Origin of the sequence: Lacticaseibacillus camelliae DSM 22697 = JCM 13995 (assembly GCF_001311195.1) — a bacterium.
Classification (GTDB): Bacteria; Bacillota; Bacilli; order Lactobacillales; family Lactobacillaceae; genus Lacticaseibacillus; species Lacticaseibacillus camelliae.
On sequence record NZ_BBAJ01000041.1, the window covers coordinates 1 to 20,695 of the forward strand.

A 20,695-nucleotide genomic window follows, 5' to 3' on the forward strand; every position below is an offset into this window, starting at 1 on the left:
GGCGTCTTCCGGGGGCGGCGGTGCCGGAATTTAAGACTAAGAATGAGAAATCGGCGGGCTGCGGTCTGCCGATTTTTTGCTTTTAAGTTGATATATGACGGAATTATATCAACTGACTTTTCCGCGCTCTGCCGCTGACCAATTGTGATACAGTGATTCAAGGCATTTGGTTTGGAGTGGAGGAGACAACATGCACACGCTGACAAAGGGTAATCCCATCAAGCTTATATTCTTTTTTTTACGATCCCGCTGTTGATTGGGAATATTTTTCAGCAACTGTACAGTTTCATGGACGCGCTGATCGTGGGGCGGACCATTGGCAAGGACGCGCTGGCGGCGGTTGGGGCGACCGGATCCGTGAACTTTCTGATCATCGGCTTTGCGCAGGGCCTGACCGCCGGTTTGTCCGTGCTGACTGCGCAGGCGTACGGGGCGCGCGACGAACGGGGGGTGCGCCGCAGCTTCGGGGTGTCGATTTGGATCTGCGTCGCGCTGGCACTGGTGCTGACGGTAGGGGCCGCCGCGATGACACGGCCAATCCTGGTCCTGATGCAGACCCCGCCGGCCATTCTGGAGAATTCGGTGGCCTTTTTGCGGGTCATCTTCTACGGGATTTTTGCCTCCATGGCATTTAACCTGTTGAGCAACATGATGCGCGCGCTGGGCGACTCGCGAACGCCGCTGATTTTTCTGATCATCGCCACGGTGATCAACATCATCCTTGAGTTCACGTTCATCCTGGTGTTCCACTGGGGTGTGCCGGGGGCAGCCTGGGCGACCGTCACCGCGCAGGCCATTTCGGCGGTACTGTGCTGGATCTACATTAAGCTGCGGATTCCGCTGCTGAACATTCAAAAGGCCGACCTGAAATTCGACTGGCCGGAGATCAAGCATCACATCATTGTCGGGATGCCGATGGGCTTCTCCATGTCGATCATCGCCATTGGGTCAATCATTCTGCAGGTCATGCTTAACTCCCTGGGCACCGATGCCGTCGCGGCGTACACGGCGGCCGGGCGGATCGATCAGCTGGCCACGCTGCCCGCCTCGTCTTTTGGGGTGACGATGGCGACTTATGCCGCGCAGAACCTCGGGGCGCGTGAGTACGGCCGGATTCGCCGCGGAGTGCACCAGACCTTGCTGATGAACGTTGGTATTTCGGCGGTGTTTGGCGCGCTCATCATTATCTTCTCCAAGCCCCTGGTCAACATGTTTCTGGGCCCGAACCAGCCGGCGGTCACCGCGCTGGCGCAGACCTACTTCCACTACAACGCCAGCATGTACTGGCTGCTGGCGATCCTGTTTACCATGCGCAATCTGCTGCAGGGGCTGAGCCACACGCTGGTGCCGACCGTAGCCGGGCTGTTTGAACTGATGATGCGCGCGTTTGCCGGCATTGTCCTAGTCGCGCACCTTGGTTTCACCGGGGCGTCCATGGCCAATCCGTTGGCGTGGGTGGGCTCGGTGTTTGTCCTTGTCAACATGTACGTCCGGACAATGCGGCGGATCCGCCAGAAGGAGGATGCTCAAGTGGCCGCTCAGCAAAGGAGCTTGTCTGATGCCGAAAAAGCAGCGCAAGGCGATTGAGCCGGCGGTAAAAGGGTTTTTCAAGTGGGGCTTGGTCGTGGTTGGCGTCGCTGCCGCCATGTTCCTGGTGCAGCTGATCTTGGGACTCTTTTTTTGCGAATGACCGGATTGCCGGGGAGTCGATGGCGCCTAATTTGACCCCGGGAGACCGCGTGGTCGTCAGCCGCAATGCGCCGGTCGCACGGTTCGATGTGATCACGTTTGAAAGTCCAATCGAACCAGGCCGCGAATACATTAAACGCGTCATCGGCATGCCAGGCGACACCATCGCTTTTCGCGGCGACGTGTTGTACGTTAACGGCCAACGGACGCCGGAACCGTTTTTGAGTGACCAGTTCAAGCGCAAGACGCTGGCGTTTGAGGCCGAACAAAATGGTGAAACTGGCAACAGCCCGGCGTTTACGCCCGACTTTACGCTGCAATCGCTAAAAGCGACACACGCGCGCACGGTGCCCCAAGGCGAATATTTGGTGCTTGGGGACAACCGGCCGGTGTCGTATGATAGCCGTAAGTTTGGCTTTGTGAAGCAGGCGGCTGTTTTTGGCGTTGTGAAATGGCGCTACTGGCCGCTGAATAAGTGGCAAAAATTCTAGGGAGGAATTCGTCGTGCAAGTGATTCGCGAGCCGCTGAGGACGGCATTGTCTAAGGACGCCTACTTTGATGCCTATCTGATGGATCAGTATGAGGACCTTGAACCCGAAAGGCTGCGGCCGGCTGCCGTGATTGCTCCGGGCGGTGGGTACGCGTTTGTTTCGCCGCGCGAAGGGGAACCGGTCGCCCTGGCGCTTTTGGCCAAGGGCTGTCAGGCGTTCGTTCTGCATTACAGCGTGGGTCCTGAGCACCGCTTCCCGACCGCTCTGCTGGAGCTAGCCGAAGCTGTTCGCCTCATTCGCCGGCACGCGGCCGAGTGGCACGTGAACCCGCAGGCCATCATCGGTGTCGGCTTTTCTGCCGGCGGCCATCTGGTTGCCAGTTTGGGCACGTTGATTGCGCAAAAGGTGCTCGCCGGCTATCAGGCTGACGAGATCCGGCTAAACGGAATGATGCTCGGCTATCCGGTGATCACCAGCGGTGAATTCAAGGAGCCAGGCTCTTTTGACCAGCTGATCGGTCCCGATGCCTCGCCGGCGCTGCGGCTGCAAGTGTCTCTGGAGCGGCAGGTCAGCGCGCAGACGCCGCCGACTTTTCTGTGGACGACCATGACCGATGAAACCGTGCCGGTGGAAAATAGCATCCGCTTTGCCGAGGCGCTGCACGAGCACGACGTGGCCTGCGAGCTGCACATCTTTCCGGCTGGTCGGCATGGTTTGAGCTTGGCGACGCGCGAAAGCTGGAGCCAGCAGCACGATTACGGCAAAGAGCCGGTGGTCGCGCAGTGGCTGCCGCTGTTTGGCACTTGGTTGCAGCAGTTTATGTAAACGTCCTGTTGCCATTTTTCTCGACTCACCCAAGTCTGGGTGAGCTTTTTTTAGTCGCTAATTTGAAAATAATCTAAATAGACGTTGACGGCAGGTAACTAGGGTCTTACTATCTACTTAGATAATTATCAAAATAGAAAAGCGGAGGCAGGACCATGGCAATGAGTGACACCCTGAAGGCCATTTCCGATCCGGTGCGGCGTAAGATTTTGAACCTGCTGAAGGACGAGCCGAAGCCGGCCGGTGAAATTGCGGCCCAGTTCGCCCTCACACCAGCGACCGTGTCGTACCACTTGAAACTGCTCAAACAGGCGAATTTGATCACCGAGCGGCGCGAGAAGAATTTTATCTACTACGACCTAAACGCCAGTGTGTTCGAGGAAGTGCTCAGCTGGATCTACAGTTTGGGAATTGGAGGCGAGTCTAATGACAAAAAATAAATGGTGGGTGCTGGCGCTGACCTCTGCCGTGATCCTGGCGACAATGCTGTACGGCGCAAGCCAATACAGTGCGCTGCCGGCGACAATGGTGACCCACTGGGGCGTCGACAATCAGCCGAACGGGTGGATGCCCAAAGCGTTAGTCGTGTACGGGCTGCCGCTTTTGATGCTGGGCGCTCACTGGTTGGCCGTTGGCACCACTTACTGGGCCAGCAGCCACGGCAAAAGTGCGCCGCGCTTTGAGCGCATCACAGTGTGGATCATTCCAGTCGTGACGGTGGTCATCTATGTGGCAACGATCCGTTACGGCCTAGGTCAGGCGGTCAACATTCGGCTGTGGGCGATTGCCGTGGTTGGCGCCGTGTTCATTGCGATGGGCAACTACCTGCCGACTGTGCCTGCCCCTGCAGCGCACAAGGGCTGGATTGGGATCGGCTATCACGTGCCGTGGCAGGTGAAAAACCCCGCCGGCGCGCTGAAGAGCATGCGCGTGTTGGGCTACGTGATGGTGGCCGGCGGCGTCTTGATGCTTGCCAGCCTGTTTTTCCCCGCCGGTGGTCTCAGTGGCTGCGTTGGTGCTGGTGATTGCCGCCATGATCGTGGTGATGCCACTGAGCTACCGGTGGACGACGCGCATTGATAGATAAGACTTGCCGAATGCTGATTATGGCCAGGTTTGATTTGATAAGGAGAAATTTTGGAAGTGGAAAAATCAGGGATTTTGTTTCACAACGTTGAACGGATCCGCGAGACCTCGGCCGGGCCGCTACTAGACCGAGTGCCCGAAACGGTGTTTGCGCAGCTGGACGAGCCGGCCACGCACACCTCGTCCGACGCCAGTGGGGTGGAGCTCCGGTTTGTGATGAACGCGCCGACCGTCACGCTTATGCTGGCGGTGGAAAAGGCCGCCGAGGCGCAGGTCGCCTACATTCGCTACGGAACGTTTCCAGGCACCTGGTCAGCCTCGTCGCGCATTTTGACCCCGCAGAAGGCGACCATCACAATCCCGCGGCCGGTGAACCTCTTCAGGCTGCAGGCACTGGCCAGGCAGCAACACCTAGCGTTTGATCCGGCGGTGGTGCGCGTCTGCCTGCCTTATTGCCGCAACTACTTCTACGGTGTCAGTGGGGACGTTGCGGTGCCAGCGCCGACACAAATGCCGCAGCGCACCTACCTGGCATACGGGTCTTCGATCACGCATGGGTCACTGGCCCTGAATCCGTTCGCAACGTATCCGCAGTTAATCGCCGACCGGTTTAATGCTGATCTGCTCAACTTCGGGTTTCCGGGGTCCGCGTGGCTGGAGCCTAGCGTGGCCGATTACCTGGTCGGCCGTGATGACTGGCAGTTCGCCTCAATTGAAATGGGCATCAACATGCTTGGGGCCTTTTCCCCTGAGGCGTTTCGCCAGCGCGTGCGGCGTTTCATCGCGCCGTTTGCCCAAGACTCGCGCCCGGTCGTGGCCACAGATATGGTCGTGACGGATTATCCGGAGGACCCCGCCAAAGTGGCCGCTTTTCGCCGCATTGTGCGCGAGGAAACCACCGGCAAGCTCCCATACATCAGCGGCCTCGATCTGCTGGCCGACATGACCGCATTGAGTTCAGACCTGCTGCATCCGACTGCGCAGGGAATGGCGCAAATCGCCGCGCACTTGGGTGATTTTCTTGCCAGCCAAGTGCCAGCATAAACAGAACTGATGACCTGAACGATAATCTGGACATATGCGCTGATTATGTCGTGTTAAACAAACTTACACCGAAATAAACAGAGATGGTTCAATGCTTAAGCATCGAGCCATCTCTGTTTATTCAGATTATTAAGTTGCTTAGTTGGTTTTGGCTTTTTCCAGGCCAAGCAGAACCAGATTGCAAAATGTCATATCCGCCCAAGAGAAGGATTCGCGGGTAAAGTTTTTCGGATCGTTGGCATCGATGCTTTCGTGAATGTGGCCGGTGCCGGCATCAGTGGCGACGAGGGTGTCGAGGGCCTTTTGAATCGCCGCCGGATCGGTACTGGTGGCGGCCTCAACAATCACGGACAGCGGCCAGACGTACCCTTCAGGGGTGTGCGGGCTGCCCACACCGGCAAGCGCGCTGCCGGTGTAGTAGTACGGATTGGCTGTGCTCAAGGCAAAACGGCGAGTGGCCTGATAAAGCGGATCGGTCGCTGGTAAGGTGTCCAAGTATGGCAGAGAAAGTAAGCTCGGCAAATTAGCGTCGTCCATTAGCAGCTGGTGGCCCAATCCGTCCACCTCGTAGGCCAGAATGGTTTCACCATTGTGGGTAGCGTGGCCAAATCTTTCGACGCCACCACGGATGTCGGCGGCCAATTTGGCTGCTTCGTCTGCCAGCGTCTGCGGCTGATTTGCCGCTTTGATAAGTTCGCCAAGTTCGTCCAGAACATGCGCGGCGTAGAGATTATCCGGAATCAGGTAGCCATACTGGCAGGCGTCGTCGCTGGGCCTGAACCCACTCCATATCATGCCGGTGTAACCAACTGGGGTCCCCTTACCAGCATTGGGCAACGTGTCGGATGCTGGCCCGTTTGGGCGTTCAAATCGATACGGGGAACTTTCGTGGCGTTGTTCCGTCTTCATGACGGTCAGAATGGATGGGACGGTCTGCCAGAACGATTTTGGCAGCTTCTGGGCAGTTTGACCCGGCAGCTGCGCCAGCGCATAGGCCAGATGAATCGGGGTCGTGAGGGAGTTGAGCTCATACTTGCGTTCCCACACTGAAGCATTAACCGTAATATTCGAGTGGTCAGTCCCCCAGATCGACTGGTTCGGTTTTTCGCTGAACGAGTTGGCATAAGGGTCTAATTGGATGCAGTACATCTGGGTTTCCAGTAAGGCGGCGGCTAATTTAGTCACTTCAGGCACTTCCTTGACCAAATGTAGCAGAGGCAGCATCTGGAAGGTGGAGTCACGGTGCCACATTGCCGGAATATCACCAGTGATCACGTAGAGGCGACCGTCGCTGAAGTGGATGTTTTCGGTTAAAAAGCGGTGAATACCACTAGTGAAAAGGTGCTTGATTGCTGGATCCAGATCGGCCGCTGACTTGTTGGCTGCCTTCTCGATGTGTGCGGCAATTTGGTTAAATTCACTTTTGGTGAGTGTGTTTGTCAATTGTGCTACTCCTTATCACGCGTTTGAATGCGCTCATTCTCTAGTTCATGATAGAACATTAGACCGCCGCAGGAGCCATGGTATCAAAACAGCCTGAGATGTATTAGAATCTAGTATCGCTAGGGAGGAATCGACCATGAGCTATCAACCCAAATACATTCAAATCTATCGCCGCTTGAAGGCGAATATCGCTACTGGAACCACCCAAACCCTGCCCAGTGAAAAGGAATTGACCGAGGTTTATTCGGTTAGTCGGGTGACGATTCGCAAGGCGCTGGCGTTACTGCGTGAAGAGCATTTAATCGAGTCTGGTTCCGGGATGCGGACCCGAATTCTAGCGCGCCCTGCTACTTCAGAGGCTGGCACGGGGGCACGCACGCTGGCCGGCGGTAAGCAGATTGCCTTTGTGCTGTCGGGCTTTGCTGATAGTTACGGTGCACAGTTGATCCGCACTTTTCAGGCGCAAGTCGCAGCCCGTGGGTTCATCCCGATTATTCGGCTCTCTAACGAGTCGCAGCACGACGAGGCGGTCATCGTGAAGTCGCTCATTGCAGAGGGCGTCAGCGGCCTGGTCATCATGCCGGTTGAAGGCGAGAGTGAAAATAAGGGTTTACTGGCTGCCGACTTCATCGAAACACCCGTGGTAATCATCGACCGGCGGATCGGGGACTACCCGCTGCCGTTCGTCGGTACTGATAATTTCAAGATTTCGCGCACAATCACCCGAATGTTGCTAGATATGGGTCATCGAAACATCCTGTTTCTGGTCCACCGCGGGGCTCGCAACACCGCGATTCAGGACGAATTCGGGGGATTCAGACTGCCTATCGAGAAATTGATCGCCGGGTCTCGGCAGAGGCTTGGCTGAGCGTAGAGACGAATTTTGACAGCCACGACCAGAACACTGAGATGCTGTCTAGGGAGAGTCAAAAAAAATTAACCGCCGATTGAACTCTTCTCGGCCATTTACGTGTGTCATGGCGTTTGGACTTTTCAAGTGCAAACCTTTTTTCCATTGCGCTTTCCGCTGCCGACCAGCCTGTTAGCCGTCTTGGCGGGATTGCCTTTGATGGACTGCCATACCAAACTAGCCGGTTGAATTTTAACCGGATTCAGCAAGACGAAACGCACATTATGACCAAGGCGCTGGACCTCCTAGATGACCAGATGAACAATCCGCCGCTGCCGGCGCACGAGGTGTTGGTCGATGCCCTGTACATTGATAATCACTCGATTCAACCGCTGAACTAAGTGTCACGCAAAAAGCGCTACCGATGCCAATCAGGGGCACTTGAAAGACAGATGTTTGTCGTCCAAGTTCAACGCTGGATGATCCATCAGAGTACTGATTTCTCAGGCTAGAGATTTGGCATGAGTTATGCTGACTTCTGGTAGTACAAGTTCTTGCTGCACGTGTGTTTTCTCTGTTTGCATCGGTAGATATAGACACGAGGACTCTTGGAGAGAGTACTGGCGGTCAATTCCGTAAATGATTTATATGCAGCATAATTCTACGAGTGGCCCGCTGTTTTAAAGGTTGGGATTGAGTGCGCCATAAGTGTCGATGATTCGACGACCAAGAATCTGTTCTGCCTCGCGCAGGTTTTTTTTCTGGTGAGATGGGAATGATGACGGCGCCGGCGATTGCGCTATTGATTCTACTTTGATAGTCGGCAAGCGCAGCGTTCTCCTTGTCAGAAAGGACGGCCTTAGCAAGCTTCTTCAGCGTGTTACCTTTGAGCAGTTCATAGGTCTCAAAGAGATCGTGCGTATAGGTTGAACCAACAACAATGATATTGTCCGATTTGTTGATTTCAGCCCAGATATAGCCAACTCGTTCCGCTTTGGGATAGAGCTGCTTCAGTCGTCTGCGGCAATCGTCGTAATGCTTCTTGTCTAACGGCGCCTCGTAGAAGACGTGTGCCAGATTGGCGCCGGCCTGTTGAACCAAGTTCGGATCTTTAGAGAGTAGTTGAGTGATTTTATCAGCAGCCTGTTCAGGGGTACCGATACCGATTATGCTCATAGTTAACCTCCGTTTGCAGTTTTCTGTAGAAGTGTTGTTCGAAGTTGGATGTTGGACGTCGCTGAATTCATGACTGGTCAAAAGCCATACGGATTGTTGATTCAAGAATCGGGATTTCCAGGGATAGCCTTGAACAAAATCACACAAGGCCACGTTGGCTTTGCCTGAGCTGACAGGATCTTTTTGCCCTGACGAATTTAGTTTCTTGTGGCAAAACCGGATAATCTGCAACTTTTTAGAACGTGGAATTTTTTTAAGTCAGGGTCTAAACTTCATCACTGTTGTTGTTAATTAAATCTTGCTCGTGGGTGGGTTCCCAGTCAGAGTTGTGTTCCGTATTTTTGTCTTCCTGGTCAACAGTCTGATCAGTTGCGCCTGCTTTTTCTTTAACAGCTTCTTGGGGTTCAGTTTATGAGCGAGCCCAACGGTGGTTGTTTTTGCCGTATCTTCAACCTTATGTGCAAGCTGCTTGGCAGCCTCGTTGCGCGCAGCCTTTTTTTCAGATGCTTCAGCTGCAAGAGCTTTGCTGGCGTTGATTACATCCTCGTCTGCATAGAACACCTTGATAAACGTCTCCGGCGGCACTGAAGCATTAGCATGCGGCGCTGTCCTAAGTACTGTGTTCGGCCGCTTTTCTGCATATCGTTTATCGGGCTCTGCCAGAACACTGGCAAAATTGAATTTTGCCTTTTGTAAGATAGGCGGTATGTCTTCGATCGATAAGCCTGAGACATCGGGCACCTTGACGTACGCCTGGTGTTTATCGTATGTATTTTTGAATATATTAGCTGCTCCTGCAGCTGCTGTTACCGCTAAATCAGGTGCCAAGCTTTGAACTGCTTTTGCCGCGATTTTACCTACAATCTTTCCTTTACCCATGTTTTCTTCCCCCTTATCGTTGTTTCCTTAAAAGCAAAAGTTATCGGCTTGTAGCTGTTAGACTCAATGCAAATTGACAGTGCGTGAACGAAAGCTGTCTCTCCTACTTTGTGTAGCGCTTGCTGGCGACATCGTTGGTGATTTCGTCATGGCTTTTCATCTTAGACTTTGTGCTTGTTATTTGCGGCTTCTTCCTTGGCTTTGGAGGATTTTCGCTATACAGAACCGCGACTGATCCTGTTCTTTGGTTGGCCAATGCAACGTACTGTAACTGATAATCGTTGAAAAAAACCATACGGGTTCTTGATCCAAGGATTGGGATCCCCGGTGTATTCCTGAACGAAGTCATAGAGTGCTAGGCCGGTTTTTCCTGAGTTCTGAAGATCCTTCTCTGCCCGGCGAATCCCCTTGTGGCGAATCCGGTTGGCTTTAAATTTTTCAAACATGCTGAGTTTTCCTTCTGCGCGTTGGTGTTACCCTTCGTCATCACCATGATCTGAATCATCATTATCATTGCTGTGGTCATCAGTCTGATTGCGGCCGGTCTCCCAGTTAGGATTGAGGTCGGCACCGGCCCAGCCGTCCGGAGAATCTGGTGGCAGACCATTGGCGATGGCCTCGTCCTCAGTTTGCTGATCCTGGCTCCACTTGTTGTAGTCTGGGGAGCTGTCGTCTGGTTCTTCGGCTGTTTCCTCCTTGTCTTCAGCTGCGGCCAGCCGATCCTCATCGGCCTCAGCTGCTTTCTCCTCGGCATCGTAGTCATCTAGCGGATCAAAGTCGTGGTCATCGGTCTCGTCTGGATCGGTGTTGATCATGTTTTGTTGCAAGGCCTCAAGGACTTCGTTGGCGCCAGCCGTGATACCATCCTTTGCGATAGCATTTTTTTAACACATCGGTGAGTTGTTGAGTGATTTCGTCAGCAAGGCCGTTCGTCTGCTCATGGGAAGTCTGATTATCCGCTTGGATCGGAGGCTGGTTCTGACTGTTATTCTGTTGAGACTTGTTATCAGATTTGCTCAACGGTGATTTTCCTTTCTATGCCTGTACGCCACTGCTGATTCCACGGTGAAGACGGTAGTATGTGACCACAGAATTGCTGATGAGTAGGACGCCGACGAAGGGAGATTGAACCTCATATGCAGGATGCGGTTTTTGAGACATTTGAGTCCTTCTAGGCGGATCAGTCAGCAACTAGAGGACACCTCCGAACTTGTATTCTGTAATACATGTATTATTGTATTACAGAATACAACGGCACAGGCACTTCAATACTGAGCGCTTTTTGCAGTTGCCGATTTAGATCTTTGCGCATGACAGCCTGCATCTGCATCAGAGCCAGGTTGTCTGCATGTTGGTTCATAGCCTTTTTTTGCTCCTCACGCTCGTTCTTAACTCTGTAGAACTGTATTGCAGCCATTTTCTGCTGGTTGCAGATTTCACGTTCCTGTTCAGTTTTAGGGATGGGCTGGGATAGATCTGCCACCATATGCTGCTCAATCTCCCATGTGCCATCTACGTTAACGTCTATCAGTGCAAAGAATTTTAGCAAGTATTGTCCGTCCTCGTAAGCGGCGAATGACTTACAATCGTAACAGATCAGTTTGCTGCGCAGATTCTCTTCATCTTGGGCCATATTTATCTGTCCCTTCTGCTGGTAATCGTTGATTGATGGCAGACTTGAAGATTTTGAGTTGCATTGTTGATTGCCGTAAATGAGATGCTTTATTTGGTATCGCGCTTGCTGGCGACATCGTTGATGATGTGGGCCGCAGAGACTCGATCTTCTGAGTCAACAGTTGTTCGACCAGGTCGTTTACTGTGTTGGCCTCGCCCAGTGTCACAAGCGAATTAAGCGCATTGCGGGTGGCAACTGAAATGCGGATCGAGGTCGTCTTTTCGGCGACCTTTTTCTTTGGCGCTGCCTCTTTCTTGACGTCTTGGATGATGGTTTCGCGGTCGACTGCACCCCACCCGGTGTGTGCTTCAGGAGTGATTTGCGTTGTGTGTTGGCAGGTTTCTTTTCTAGCATTCCCATACTAGTTCGCCTCCAGACGGTTGATCATCTCATTGGCGACATCGGCGTAGGCCTTGTGAACCTTCTTGTCCCACATGTTCTTCGGGTTATCCGTGATGCCGGTCATCAGCGAGCTTTTAATGGTCGCCAGCTTGTCATCGTGCAAATTTGCGTAAGTTTTGATTATCAGCACAGTCATGTTCGCCTGAGGATCGAAGCCAATCATGCAGACCTTGAACCCCATCTTGGTAAGGCTACAGACGAGGAGCGCGGTGGTACTCGTCACCCTTAAAGTTAGCAAAACTCAATACGGTTGCTAGTATTCATGGCATTTCAGGAACCCTATTTTGTACTACATCTACGGAGAGTATACCATGAGGGCGTTCTGTGATGGCGGTTTGCCGGGAAACAATAATACCTCATAATACGTGATGGCCGAATTAGGCGGTTTAAATATTCGAGGATTGAACTTTTAAAGCGTAGTCATTCAGAAAACAGGTTTGGGATGTAGATTATGGCTGCTTGGCGAGCGAGTTATAACTCTATTTATTTGGTTTGCTTGTGTATTCAGAAATACATGTATTACATGGTAAGAGAATATCGGTGAGCTTCTGTATCAATTCAGGAAATGCTGATTTAGCGATGTTTAAGCCCGTAAGATTTTGTATTATTGTATTCTGTAATACAGGTTTTCGTTTGGCACACCAGTGTTAATCAAATCCGTCGCACTAAAACACCCGCCTGACGCAAGGTCTCTTGCATCAGACGGGTGTTTTGCTAGGTGATTAAGACTGCATGGTTAAATCTGCGCCGTCAGTGGCAATCACGTGCTGGTACCAGTAGTAACTCTTCTTGGGGATGCGATCCAGCGTCCGCTGGCTATCGTCATCGCGGTCGACGTACACGAAGCTGTAACGCTTCTTGTAACTGTTGAGCCAGCTGAGTAGGTCGGTGAATGACCAGGCGCAGTAGCCGATGACATCGCAGCCGTCGGTGATGGCCTCCTGCATCGCCTGGACGTGCTTTTTCAGGTAATCGATGCGGTAACCGTCGTCGACCTTGCCGTCCTTGAGTTCGTCGCTCGCCCCAAGGCCATTTTCCGTGATAAGCATCGGCAGCCCGTACTTTTCAGTCAGTTCGCGCAGCGTGACCCGGAAGCCGGCCGGATCAATGTCCCAGCTCCACTCGGTTTGCTTGAGGAAGGGATTATCGACCTGATTGTACATCGGAATCTCGGGATCTTGTGCTTGGGCGTCCTTAGGCTGCATCAGGTACGGATCAGTGGCGTTAAACGACTTTTGCCGGTCGTCTTTGACTGGTTTCTCCAGCTGGTTCTGCTGAATCGTGCCTTCATGGTAGTAGTTGACCCCAAGGTAATCCGGTTTGCCGGACTTGAGCAACACATCATCCGCATCTTCTTTGTCTTTTTGACGGAAAACATGAAGCAGGTCGCTAACGGTCAGGCGCCAACTCACATTGCGGCCGATGGCTTCCTGAACTTTGGGATGACAATCGGTGGTACTGGTGCCATCCTGGGTCTAGTCCTGTGCATGTTCACTGCTAAGAGTGAGCAGTACAAAGCGGTTCGCAACGTCGGGTTTGTGCCATCACTGTTCAATATCAGTGAACCAATCATGTTTGGTTTTCCAGTGGTTCTGAACACGTTCCTGTCGGTGCCAATGCTGCTGATCCCAATGATTCTTGAAGCAATCACCTGGTATCTGATGAAGTTTGGCATCATCGGCCACATCGTTGCGCAAGTGCCGTGGTGCACACCAGTACCGTTCTTGGGCTTCTTAATGACCGGCGGTGATTGGCGCGCCGGACTGTGGCAGCTGATCGAAGTCGCTTGGCAACTGCAGGTTACTATCCATTCTTCAGGGCGTTTGATCGGCAGGCTGTCAAGAAGGAAGCTGCAATCGCGGCGAAGAAGGCTGATTCAAAAGATGAGGCTAGTACTGTAATGGATTAGTGGGCGGATTATTAAAGTCATAGGCACAAAAAAACGTGGTCGCACTGGTTTTGCCAGTTGATCACGTTTTTGTGTCCGCTGAGAATTAATGCGTTAAGGCAAATCGTTGCCTGCCGCGAAATATACGTCGTACCATTCCTGCCGGGACAGTGTGATGTCGCCGCCTTCAGCAATGTTGGCAATGCGCTTGGCGTTTGTGGTGCCGGCAATGACTTGGGTGCCGGGCACGCGGATCAGCCAAGCGGCCGCAATGGCACTGGAATTGGTGTGGTACTTGTCAGCCAACTCCTGAAGTTTGGCGTTGAGCTTCGGGAACTTCGGGTTGTCAATGAAGACCCCTTCGAAGAAGCCGTACTGGAATGGGCTCCAGGCCTGAATCGTCATGTCATGCAGCTGCGAGTACTCAAGAATCGACCCATCGTGATCAACGGAGCGGTCATCCGTCATGTTGACGTGGATGCCGCCGTCGATCATGCCGGTGTGGGTGACCGCAAACTGCAGTTGATTCGCAACCAGCGGCTGCTTGACGGCCTTTTTCAACAGTTCGATCTGCATTGGGTTGCAGTTGGAAACGCCGAAGTGGCGCACCTTACCTGCCGCCTGCAGCTCGTCGAACGCCGCGGCGACCTCGTCCGGTTCCATCAAGGCATCCGGCCGGTGCAGCAGCAGGACGTCTAGGTAGTCGAGGCCGAGGCGCTTGAGCGAGCCGTCAACGGCTCGGTGATGTGCTGCTTGGAAAAGTCGTAGCGTTTGCCGGGCACGATGCCGACCTTACTTTGGACGATGACATCATCACGTGAGAAGCTGGCTTTTTTTTCAGTGCCTGGCCGAATAGGGTCTCGGCCTTACCGCCGTCGTAGATGTCCGCGTTGTCGAAAAAGTTGATACCAGCATTATGGGCACTTTCCAGCAGGTTCGTGGCTTCGTCCACGTTCAGCTTGGTGATGCGCATCACACCCAGCGCAACGGCGGAGACGGACACGCCGACGCCTCCAAGATTCAAATGTTTCATCGAATAAATTCCTCCTTCATTACAGCACTGCCGTGATCGACGGTACCAATTCCTCTTCACATTAGCACACCGGTCCGGCTTTTGAAAGCTGTTACATGTGGTTTCAAACCATTCGCAGAACGGGGTTAAAATGCTATGATTGGGACAAGAAAGAGGGGGAGCAACATGGCAGTTTCTGAACGCGGGTTTGTGGTGATCGGCGCCCAATTTGTCTTTTTCAGCATTACGGATCTGCGCACGCTCAAGGAAATCGAGCGCGGCTCTTACCCGGTCGCAATAGGCGAGGACATTTACGCCACGCATGAGATCGAGCCAGAAACTGTCGATCAACTGGTCGTGGCGCTTCAGACCATTGACCGGTTGATGAAGGATTACGGCGTGCGCGACGTGCAGGTCGTCGGCAGCCACAGCTTTTTCGAGGCGGAAAACGCCCAGTTCATTCGTGATCAGCTGCAAAGCCGCACCGGACTGGTGGTTTCACCGCTGACCCTGTCGCAGGAATCGTTTTATCGCACCCAGGCGGTGCTGGGCAAGTTTCCCAACTTCAATCAAGTGACCAAGGATGGGACAGTCCTGATTGACATTTCCAGCGGCTCGGCCGAACTGACCGCGTTTGCCGATGGCGACTTTGGCTTTTCGCGGAACCTGTCGCTGGGGCCGCTGCGTGTGTTTGAGGTGATGTCCGACCTGCAGCGGACGGTGCCTAATCCGGTCGAGGTCATGCGTGACTTTATCGACTCGCGGCTGGCGGATTTCATGCGTCTGCTGCCGAAAAATCAGCATTATCCGCACGTGATACTGATGGGGTCGGCGCTGTCAGTGTTCAGCGCTCTGATCCCCACGGGGTCTGATACCGTCGAGATCGACCGCGACGGGTTCAAGCTGTTGTATCAGGAGATCACACATGCGTCTGACCAGTATCTCAGCGAGCAGTACGATTTGACCCCGACCGAAACGGCGCAGGTGCTGCCGACGGTGCTGTTGGTTTACCGCCTGATCAAGTCGCTGAACTCTGATGAGATCTGGATCTCAGACCTCAAGCTCTTGGACGGGCTGGAGGTCAACGCTGCGTCGGAGGCCGGGTCCAAGGCCGTCAACATCGACTCGGACCACGAGATCCTGATTTCGGCCCGGAACCTGGCGGAGCGCTACATGGTCGATCCCAAGCACCGCGACTTCACGGTCAAGTACGCGCTTCAGCTGTTTGACCGGCTGAAGAAACTACACGGGCTGGGCAAGCGCGAGCGGCTGCTGCTAGAGATCGCCGCCACGGTGACTGACATCGGGGCGTACGTGGACACGCACAAGCACTACGAACACTCGGATTACATTATTCGGGCCTCGGAGCTGATTGGGCTGACCGCGGCCGAGCAGCGCATGGTGGCGACAATCGCCCGCTATCACTCCAGCGACACGCCGCAGACGGATCTGTCCGATCTGACGGAACTGAACGCAAACCGCCGGCTGGTGATTGCCAAGCTGACCGCGCTGCTCCGGGTGGCAGATGCGCTGGACGCCTCGCGCCAGCAGAAAATTGAAAAGATTCGGGTGTCCCTGCAAAAAGACCGGGTGCTTTTGACCGTCACCGCGAGCGATGACGTCGAGCTGGAACGCTGGTCACTGCGGACCAAAGGGGCATTTTTCGCAGCTGTCTACGGGCTGCCAATTGAATTGAAAGGAAAGACTCGGCTATGAGCAAAAAAAAGGTGTCGACTTTGCTAATTCCAAGAACTTCACGAACCGCGAGCTGAGCTGGCTGGCGTTCAACGACCGCGTGCTGGAAGAGGCGCGCGATAAGAGCAATCCGCTGCTTGAACGGGTGGGGTTTCTCGCCATCACGCAGAGCAACCTGGACGAATTCTTCAACGTGCGCGTCGCCAGCCTGCGCAAAATGGTGGCCGTGGATTACGTCACTCCAGATGCGGCGGGTCTGACGCCGTTGCAGCAGCTGGCCGGCATCGCTAAAGACGCGCACGCCATGGTTGACAAGCAGTACTCGACCTGGACCCGCTCCCTTGCCCCGCGCCTGGACGAGCTGAACATTCATCTGCTGACGCCAGATCAGCTTTCACCGCGCCAGGTCGAATTCTGCCGCGACTATTTTGTCCAAGAGCTGTACCCGGTGCTGACGCCAATGGGGGTCGACCCGACGCGGCCATTCCCGTTCTTAGCCAACAATTCGCTGAATTTGGCGATCAGGCTGCAACGCCTGAGGATAAGGATAACGCGGCTGGCGACGACAAAGACGAGAAGAACCGCAGCTTTGCGATGGTTCAGATTCCCGACGTCTTTCCGCGCGTGCTGCGCCTGCCAGATGGCGAGAACGACTTCATCTTGCTGGAAAACGTGATCAGTAAGCACCTAGGCGCCTTATTTGTCGGTGCGAAGATCCGGGAAACGGCACTGTTTCGCGTGACGCGGGACATGGATTTGGACGTAGCTGAGGAAGACGCGTCCGATCTGATGAAGGAGATCCAGTCGCAGTTGAAGAAGCGGCAGCGCGGCAAGGTCATGCGCCTGGAAATCGATGCGAACATGAGCAAGTTTCTGCGCAAGCGCCTGATCAAGGGCCTCGGCGTGGAAAAGGAAAATGACATTTACGCCATCAAGGGGCCAATCGACCTCAACGTGCTGTCCAAACTGGTCAAGCAAGTCCGCGGCCACGACGAGCTCAAGTACCCGCCGTTCACCCCGTACCTGGACCAGCACCTGGTTTCTGGCAACTTGTTTGACCAGATTCGTGACCACGACATTTTCATGCAGCACCCGTACGACTCGTTCACGCCGGTGGTGGAATTCATTCACCAGGCGGCGCTGGATCGCAGGTGCTGGCCGTGAAAATGACGCTGTACCGCGTGTCGTCGAAGTCGCCTATCATTTCTTACCTGAAGCTGGCCGCGCAAAACGGCAAGCAGGTGACCGTGCTGGTCGAACTGAAGGCGCGGTTTGACGAAGAGAATAACGTGCACTGGGCCCAGGAGCTGGAGCGCGCCGGCTGCCATGTCATTTACGGTCTCGTTGGGCTGAAAACGCATTGTAAGTTGGCCTTGGTCGTGCGCCGCGATGAGGACGGCATTCGCCGGTACATGCACATGGCCACCGGGAACTACAACGATGTCACCGCGCGGGTGTACACCGATATGGGCCTGTTCACCGCCGACACCGAAATGGGCACCGACGCTCGAACATTTTTAACATGCTGTCCGGGTTCTCCGAGCCGGCGTACTTCAACAAGTTGGTGATCGCTCCGCTGGGCATTCGCGACTTTCTGAAGGAACAGATCGACGCGGAAATCAGTGAGGCCAAGGCGGGCCGGCCGGCGGAGATCCGTATGAAAATGAACTCCCTTTCCGACACCGAAATGATTTTGGCACTGTACAAGGCTTCGGCCGCTGGCGTCAAGATTCATTTGCTGGTCCGCGGGATCTGCAACTTGAAGGTTGGCATTCCTGGCGTGTCGGAGAACATCACGGTGCACTCGATTGTCGGCCGCTTCCTGGAACACAGCCGCATTTACTACTTCTACGCGGGTGGCGCTGAGCACCTGTATCTGTCCTCAGCCGACTTGATGAAGCGCAACTTGTCGCGGCGGGTGGAGCTGCTGTTCCCAATCCTGCAGGACGACATTCACGATCAAATCTGCCAGATTTACCAAACGCTGTGGGACGATAACGTGAAGACGCGGGTGCTTCAGCCCGATAATTCTTGGGCCCGCGTCGACCGGCGCGGAGTCAACCCGCTGAACGCCCAGGAAACCTTCTTGGAACAGGCCGCGGCCAAAACCGCGGCGCAGGCGGCGCATAAGCAGCAGGAAGCACCAGTGGATCCAAGCAGCGCGCGCCACTTCACGCCGTTGACCGCACCGGAAGACCAGGAGGATGACGAATGACGTATTACGGCGTGATCGATCTCGGCTCAAACTCGGCGCGGCTGTCGATTTGGCAAATTGACGCTAACGACAACCCTAAGGAAGTCGTCAAGCTCAAGGACATGGTCCGGCTGTCCGAAGACATGGGTCCGGAGCGCACGCTCAAGGAGCCGGCGATGGTGCGCACAATCGCGGCCTTGAAAAACTTCACCGGCGCGATCAAGGCGTTTAAACCGCTTAAGCTCGAGATTTTGGCCACTGCCGCGACGCGTAACGCCACCAATCAGAAAGCCTTTTTGACCCGGGTCAAGGGCGAGACCGGACTGGAAATAAAGGTCATCACCGGCGACCGGGAGGCGGAGCTGGATTACCTTGGGGTGGGCAACACGCTGCCGATTCAAAACGCGCTGATCATGGACACTGGCGGCGGGTCGACCGAGTTGGCTTTGGTGCAGAACCGCAAGCTGGTCCACCGCATTTCGCTGCCGGTCGGCTCGGTCAACCTGTCCGAACAGTACATCAGCGGCGAACTGGTGACGCCGGCGGAGCTGTTTAACCTGACCACGGATTTTTCCACGATGCTGAATGGCGTCTGGTGGCTGCGCAAGGCCCTGAACCTGCCCATCGTGGCGCTTGGCGGTTCCAACCGCACGCTTGCCAAGATCCAGCGGCGGCGTGAGGCACGCGGCAGCTACGAGGACATTCACGGTTACCGGATGTCGACCATTGCGGCCAACGCTATTTACGCGGACATTCTGGATAAGAATCTCGACCAGCGCAAGGCGGTGCCAGGCCTATCGCGTGAGCGGGCCGACATCATCATCGGCGGCCTTACGCCGGTGATCACCATGCTGCGCTACATTGACTGCGACCGGCTGATGTTTTCGCAAAATGGGCTGCGCGAAGGGGCCCTTTACACCTACCTGAACGCGACCGAGACGCTGCCGGAGAACTAACGAAATTGTCACGGATTGCCAAAGCTTTACTTAAAAGCCGACCAAATGCGCGTGCATCGGGTCGGCTTTTGGTATAAATAAGCTATCAATCACGAATGGAGCAATTATCATGAAAAAATGGTTACTTGCACTTGCTGCCGCAGCGGCACTGGCGCTGGGCATCGGCATCAACCACGGCACGTCGGTGCACGCCGATGAGACATGGACACCGGTGGCGACGCTGGGCGTCTCCCTGACGCCAGATCAAAAGTCTGGTACGCTGAGCACTTTGGAAAAGGCCGCCAACGTGACGGATGTGTCTCAGCTGACCGTCAACGGCAGCACGCTGGTGAAGTACCTGAACCCGGCTGGCTCGTCGTTCACCGCCAGCTCCGGCGTCTGGTCTAGTGCCTTAGTGCAGAAAACCAGCAGTGGCGGCATTAACGTCCAAATCGTGGACTACAATGGGGTCAATAACATCACGACCATCACGGCTGACCAGTACCGCAACGCGGCGATTACCGCTGGCGTCACCAACGCCAACATTTTCATTACCAGCGCGGTGAAAATCGACGGTTCCGGCGCCTTGGCCGGCGTGTACGCGCCTTCGCTCAAAACGGGCAGACCCTGAACTCGGCGCAAATTTCGGCGGCCCAGGATGAGGTCAACACGCTGTCTGGCATCACGCAGGCCAACAAAGGCCAAAACGGCTATTCCGACAAGCAGCTGAACAACGCCGTCGCCGGCATGAAGTCCCAGATGGCCAGCCAAAGCAACAATGGCAGCCAAACGCTGTCGCAGAACCAAATCGGCAACATTGTTGACAGCCAGCTGAAGCAGAACAATCTGACGCAGATCATCAACAACAACCAGCGCACGCAGATCATCAACTTGTTGGTGAAGATCCAAGATTCCGGTGCGCTGAAGAGCAACGACTTTAAGGCGCAGGCCAATCAGCTGGCGTCCAGCATTCAAAGCAGTGCCAAGGGTCTGTTCGGCAAGCTGAAGAACTTGGACACGCCGGAGAACCGCAACTTCCTGCAAAAGATTTGGGACAGCATTGTCAACTTCTTCCAGACGCTAGGCGACTGGATTCAAAGCCTGTTCAGCTAGGTAAATCAAAATCGCCTCACGGTCTTGCACGAAACTGTGCAACCGTGAGGCGATTTTTAGTCTTGCAGGGCCTGCTGCACCACTGCGGTCCAGTTGGTACTGCTGCCGGTCAAGCGGGCAGTGGCCTCGGAAATCGGCAAAAGCGCCACTTCGGCTACTTCTGTGGCCTGCAAGGTAAGCTGGCGCACCGTCAGCCGCGGAATCGTGACCTGGTACACGACCTCGACCCAAGACGCGTGCCACAGGGTCGCGACCGGCGATTGGTGGCTGAAGTCGGCAGTGAGACCGAGTTCCTCG

General features: G+C 54.6%; 21 protein-coding genes and 4 pseudogenes. 14 read left to right on the plus strand and 11 right to left on the minus strand.

What is annotated here, in order from left to right; translation table 11 throughout:
- The first annotated feature begins 190 nt into the window (after window positions 1–190).
- The 7 genes and pseudogenes from JCM13995_RS08420 (at window position 191) to JCM13995_RS08445 (ending at window position 5,136) form a co-directional block, all read left to right on the plus strand.
- A pseudogene (locus JCM13995_RS08420) lies at window positions 191–1,587 on the plus strand (MATE family efflux transporter).
- Entirely contained in the window at window positions 1,559–1,690 is a 132-nt protein-coding gene (locus JCM13995_RS17015; RefSeq protein WP_263849629.1) for a hypothetical protein, read from the plus strand. Before JCM13995_RS08420 ends, JCM13995_RS17015 begins: the two are co-directional and overlap by 29 nt.
- Window positions 1,691–1,709: 19 nt before the next feature.
- A complete protein-coding gene (gene lepB, locus JCM13995_RS08425) occupies window positions 1,710–2,180 on the plus strand; it encodes a signal peptidase I (RefSeq protein WP_054664569.1) in 471 nt (156 codons plus the stop codon).
- 13 nt (window positions 2,181–2,193) lie between these two features.
- Window positions 2,194–3,006: an alpha/beta hydrolase gene (locus JCM13995_RS08430; RefSeq protein ID WP_054664573.1), complete on the plus strand. Its 813-nt coding sequence runs from the start codon at window positions 2,194–2,196 to the stop codon at window positions 3,004–3,006.
- A gap of 155 nt (window positions 3,007–3,161) precedes the next feature.
- Window positions 3,162–3,446 (plus strand): autorepressor SdpR family transcription factor, encoded by a 285-nt coding sequence (locus JCM13995_RS08435; RefSeq protein ID WP_054664576.1) that lies wholly within the window; start codon window positions 3,162–3,164, stop codon window positions 3,444–3,446.
- Window positions 3,433–4,086 carry a DUF1648 domain-containing protein gene (locus JCM13995_RS08440; protein WP_054664579.1) on the plus strand — a complete coding sequence of 218 codons (654 nt, stop codon included), beginning with the start codon at window positions 3,433–3,435 and terminating at the stop codon, window positions 4,084–4,086. Before JCM13995_RS08435 ends, JCM13995_RS08440 begins: the two co-directional genes overlap by 14 nt.
- Before the next feature lie 63 nt (window positions 4,087–4,149).
- Complete coding sequence (locus JCM13995_RS08445; RefSeq protein ID WP_054664582.1) at window positions 4,150–5,136, plus strand: GDSL-type esterase/lipase family protein; 987 nt, start codon at window positions 4,150–4,152, stop codon at window positions 5,134–5,136.
- Between the two features lie 138 nt (window positions 5,137–5,274).
- Here the strand turns inward: JCM13995_RS08445 and JCM13995_RS08450 are convergent, their stop codons facing one another.
- Window positions 5,275–6,579, minus strand: a complete 1,305-nt coding sequence (locus JCM13995_RS08450) for a glycoside hydrolase family 125 protein (protein WP_054664585.1) — start codon at window positions 6,577–6,579, stop codon at window positions 5,275–5,277.
- A 136-nt stretch (window positions 6,580–6,715) separates the two neighbouring features.
- On the opposite strand from JCM13995_RS08450, the gene JCM13995_RS08455 reads away from it, so the two are divergent.
- Window positions 6,716–7,447, plus strand: a complete 732-nt coding sequence (locus JCM13995_RS08455) for a GntR family transcriptional regulator (protein WP_054664588.1) — start codon at window positions 6,716–6,718, stop codon at window positions 7,445–7,447.
- A 116-nt stretch (window positions 7,448–7,563) separates the two neighbouring features.
- Window positions 7,564–7,830, plus strand: a complete 267-nt coding sequence (locus JCM13995_RS08460; protein WP_054664591.1) for a hypothetical protein — start codon at window positions 7,564–7,566, stop codon at window positions 7,828–7,830.
- Between the two features lie 226 nt (window positions 7,831–8,056).
- Here JCM13995_RS08460 and JCM13995_RS08465 read toward each other — a convergent pair whose 3' ends face one another.
- The 8 genes from JCM13995_RS08465 to JCM13995_RS08495 form a co-directional block, all read right to left on the minus strand.
- A complete protein-coding gene (locus JCM13995_RS08465) occupies window positions 8,057–8,605 on the minus strand; it encodes a hypothetical protein (RefSeq protein WP_054664594.1) in 549 nt (182 codons plus the stop codon).
- 291 nt (window positions 8,606–8,896) lie between these two features.
- Entirely contained in the window at window positions 8,897–9,484 is a 588-nt protein-coding gene (locus tag JCM13995_RS08470; protein ID WP_054664598.1) for a PASTA domain-containing protein, read from the minus strand.
- A 215-nt stretch (window positions 9,485–9,699) separates the two neighbouring features.
- Window positions 9,700–9,930, minus strand: coding sequence for a hypothetical protein (locus JCM13995_RS08475; RefSeq protein WP_054664602.1), 231 nt, complete (start codon window positions 9,928–9,930; stop codon window positions 9,700–9,702).
- A 27-nt stretch (window positions 9,931–9,957) separates the two neighbouring features.
- Window positions 9,958–10,311, minus strand: a complete 354-nt coding sequence (locus JCM13995_RS08480) for a hypothetical protein (RefSeq protein ID WP_156314389.1) — start codon at window positions 10,309–10,311, stop codon at window positions 9,958–9,960.
- A 404-nt stretch (window positions 10,312–10,715) separates the two neighbouring features.
- A complete protein-coding gene (locus tag JCM13995_RS08485; protein WP_054664609.1) occupies window positions 10,716–11,117 on the minus strand; it encodes a hypothetical protein in 402 nt (133 codons plus the stop codon).
- Window positions 11,104–11,325, minus strand: a complete 222-nt coding sequence (locus JCM13995_RS18180) for a hypothetical protein (protein WP_338033671.1) — start codon at window positions 11,323–11,325, stop codon at window positions 11,104–11,106. Before JCM13995_RS18180 ends, JCM13995_RS08485 begins: the two co-directional genes overlap by 14 nt.
- Before the next feature lie 195 nt (window positions 11,326–11,520).
- Window positions 11,521–11,697 (minus strand): hypothetical protein, encoded by a 177-nt coding sequence (locus tag JCM13995_RS16055; protein WP_225350807.1) that lies wholly within the window; start codon window positions 11,695–11,697, stop codon window positions 11,521–11,523.
- A 586-nt stretch (window positions 11,698–12,283) separates the two neighbouring features.
- The gene (locus JCM13995_RS08495; protein WP_054664615.1) at window positions 12,284–12,973 is read right to left on the minus strand and encodes a family 1 glycosylhydrolase; all 690 of its coding nucleotides are present in this window, start codon (window positions 12,971–12,973) and stop codon (window positions 12,284–12,286) included.
- Here JCM13995_RS08495 and JCM13995_RS08500 point away from each other — a divergent pair.
- Window positions 12,926–13,462 carry a PTS transporter subunit EIIC gene (locus tag JCM13995_RS08500; RefSeq protein ID WP_263849630.1) on the plus strand — a complete coding sequence of 179 codons (537 nt, stop codon included), beginning with the start codon at window positions 12,926–12,928 and terminating at the stop codon, window positions 13,460–13,462. The genes JCM13995_RS08495 and JCM13995_RS08500 overlap by 48 nt on opposite strands.
- Window positions 13,463–13,563: 101 nt before the next feature.
- On the opposite strand, the pseudogene JCM13995_RS08505 reads toward JCM13995_RS08500, so the two are convergent.
- A pseudogene (locus JCM13995_RS08505) lies at window positions 13,564–14,482 on the minus strand (aldo/keto reductase).
- A 165-nt stretch (window positions 14,483–14,647) separates the two neighbouring features.
- On the opposite strand from JCM13995_RS08505, the gene JCM13995_RS08510 reads away from it, so the two are divergent.
- From JCM13995_RS08510 to JCM13995_RS08525, 4 genes and pseudogenes are all read left to right on the plus strand, one after another.
- Window positions 14,648–16,177 carry a Ppx/GppA phosphatase family protein gene (locus JCM13995_RS08510; protein WP_054664621.1) on the plus strand — a complete coding sequence of 510 codons (1,530 nt, stop codon included), beginning with the start codon at window positions 14,648–14,650 and terminating at the stop codon, window positions 16,175–16,177.
- A 7-nt stretch (window positions 16,178–16,184) separates the two neighbouring features.
- Window positions 16,185–18,371: pseudogene (locus JCM13995_RS08515) on the plus strand (RNA degradosome polyphosphate kinase); the annotation flags it as partial.
- Window positions 18,368–19,306: a Ppx/GppA family phosphatase gene (locus tag JCM13995_RS08520; protein ID WP_054664624.1), complete on the plus strand. Its 939-nt coding sequence runs from the start codon at window positions 18,368–18,370 to the stop codon at window positions 19,304–19,306. The pseudogene JCM13995_RS08515 and the gene JCM13995_RS08520, both read left to right, overlap by 4 nt.
- Window positions 19,307–19,415: 109 nt before the next feature.
- A pseudogene (locus tag JCM13995_RS08525) lies at window positions 19,416–20,398 on the plus strand (DUF1002 domain-containing protein).
- 56 nt (window positions 20,399–20,454) lie between these two features.
- Here the strand turns inward: JCM13995_RS08525 and JCM13995_RS14940 are convergent.
- The coding region (locus JCM13995_RS14940; RefSeq protein ID WP_162230932.1) for an NUDIX hydrolase at window positions 20,455–20,695 on the minus strand (241 nt) is incomplete at its 5' end.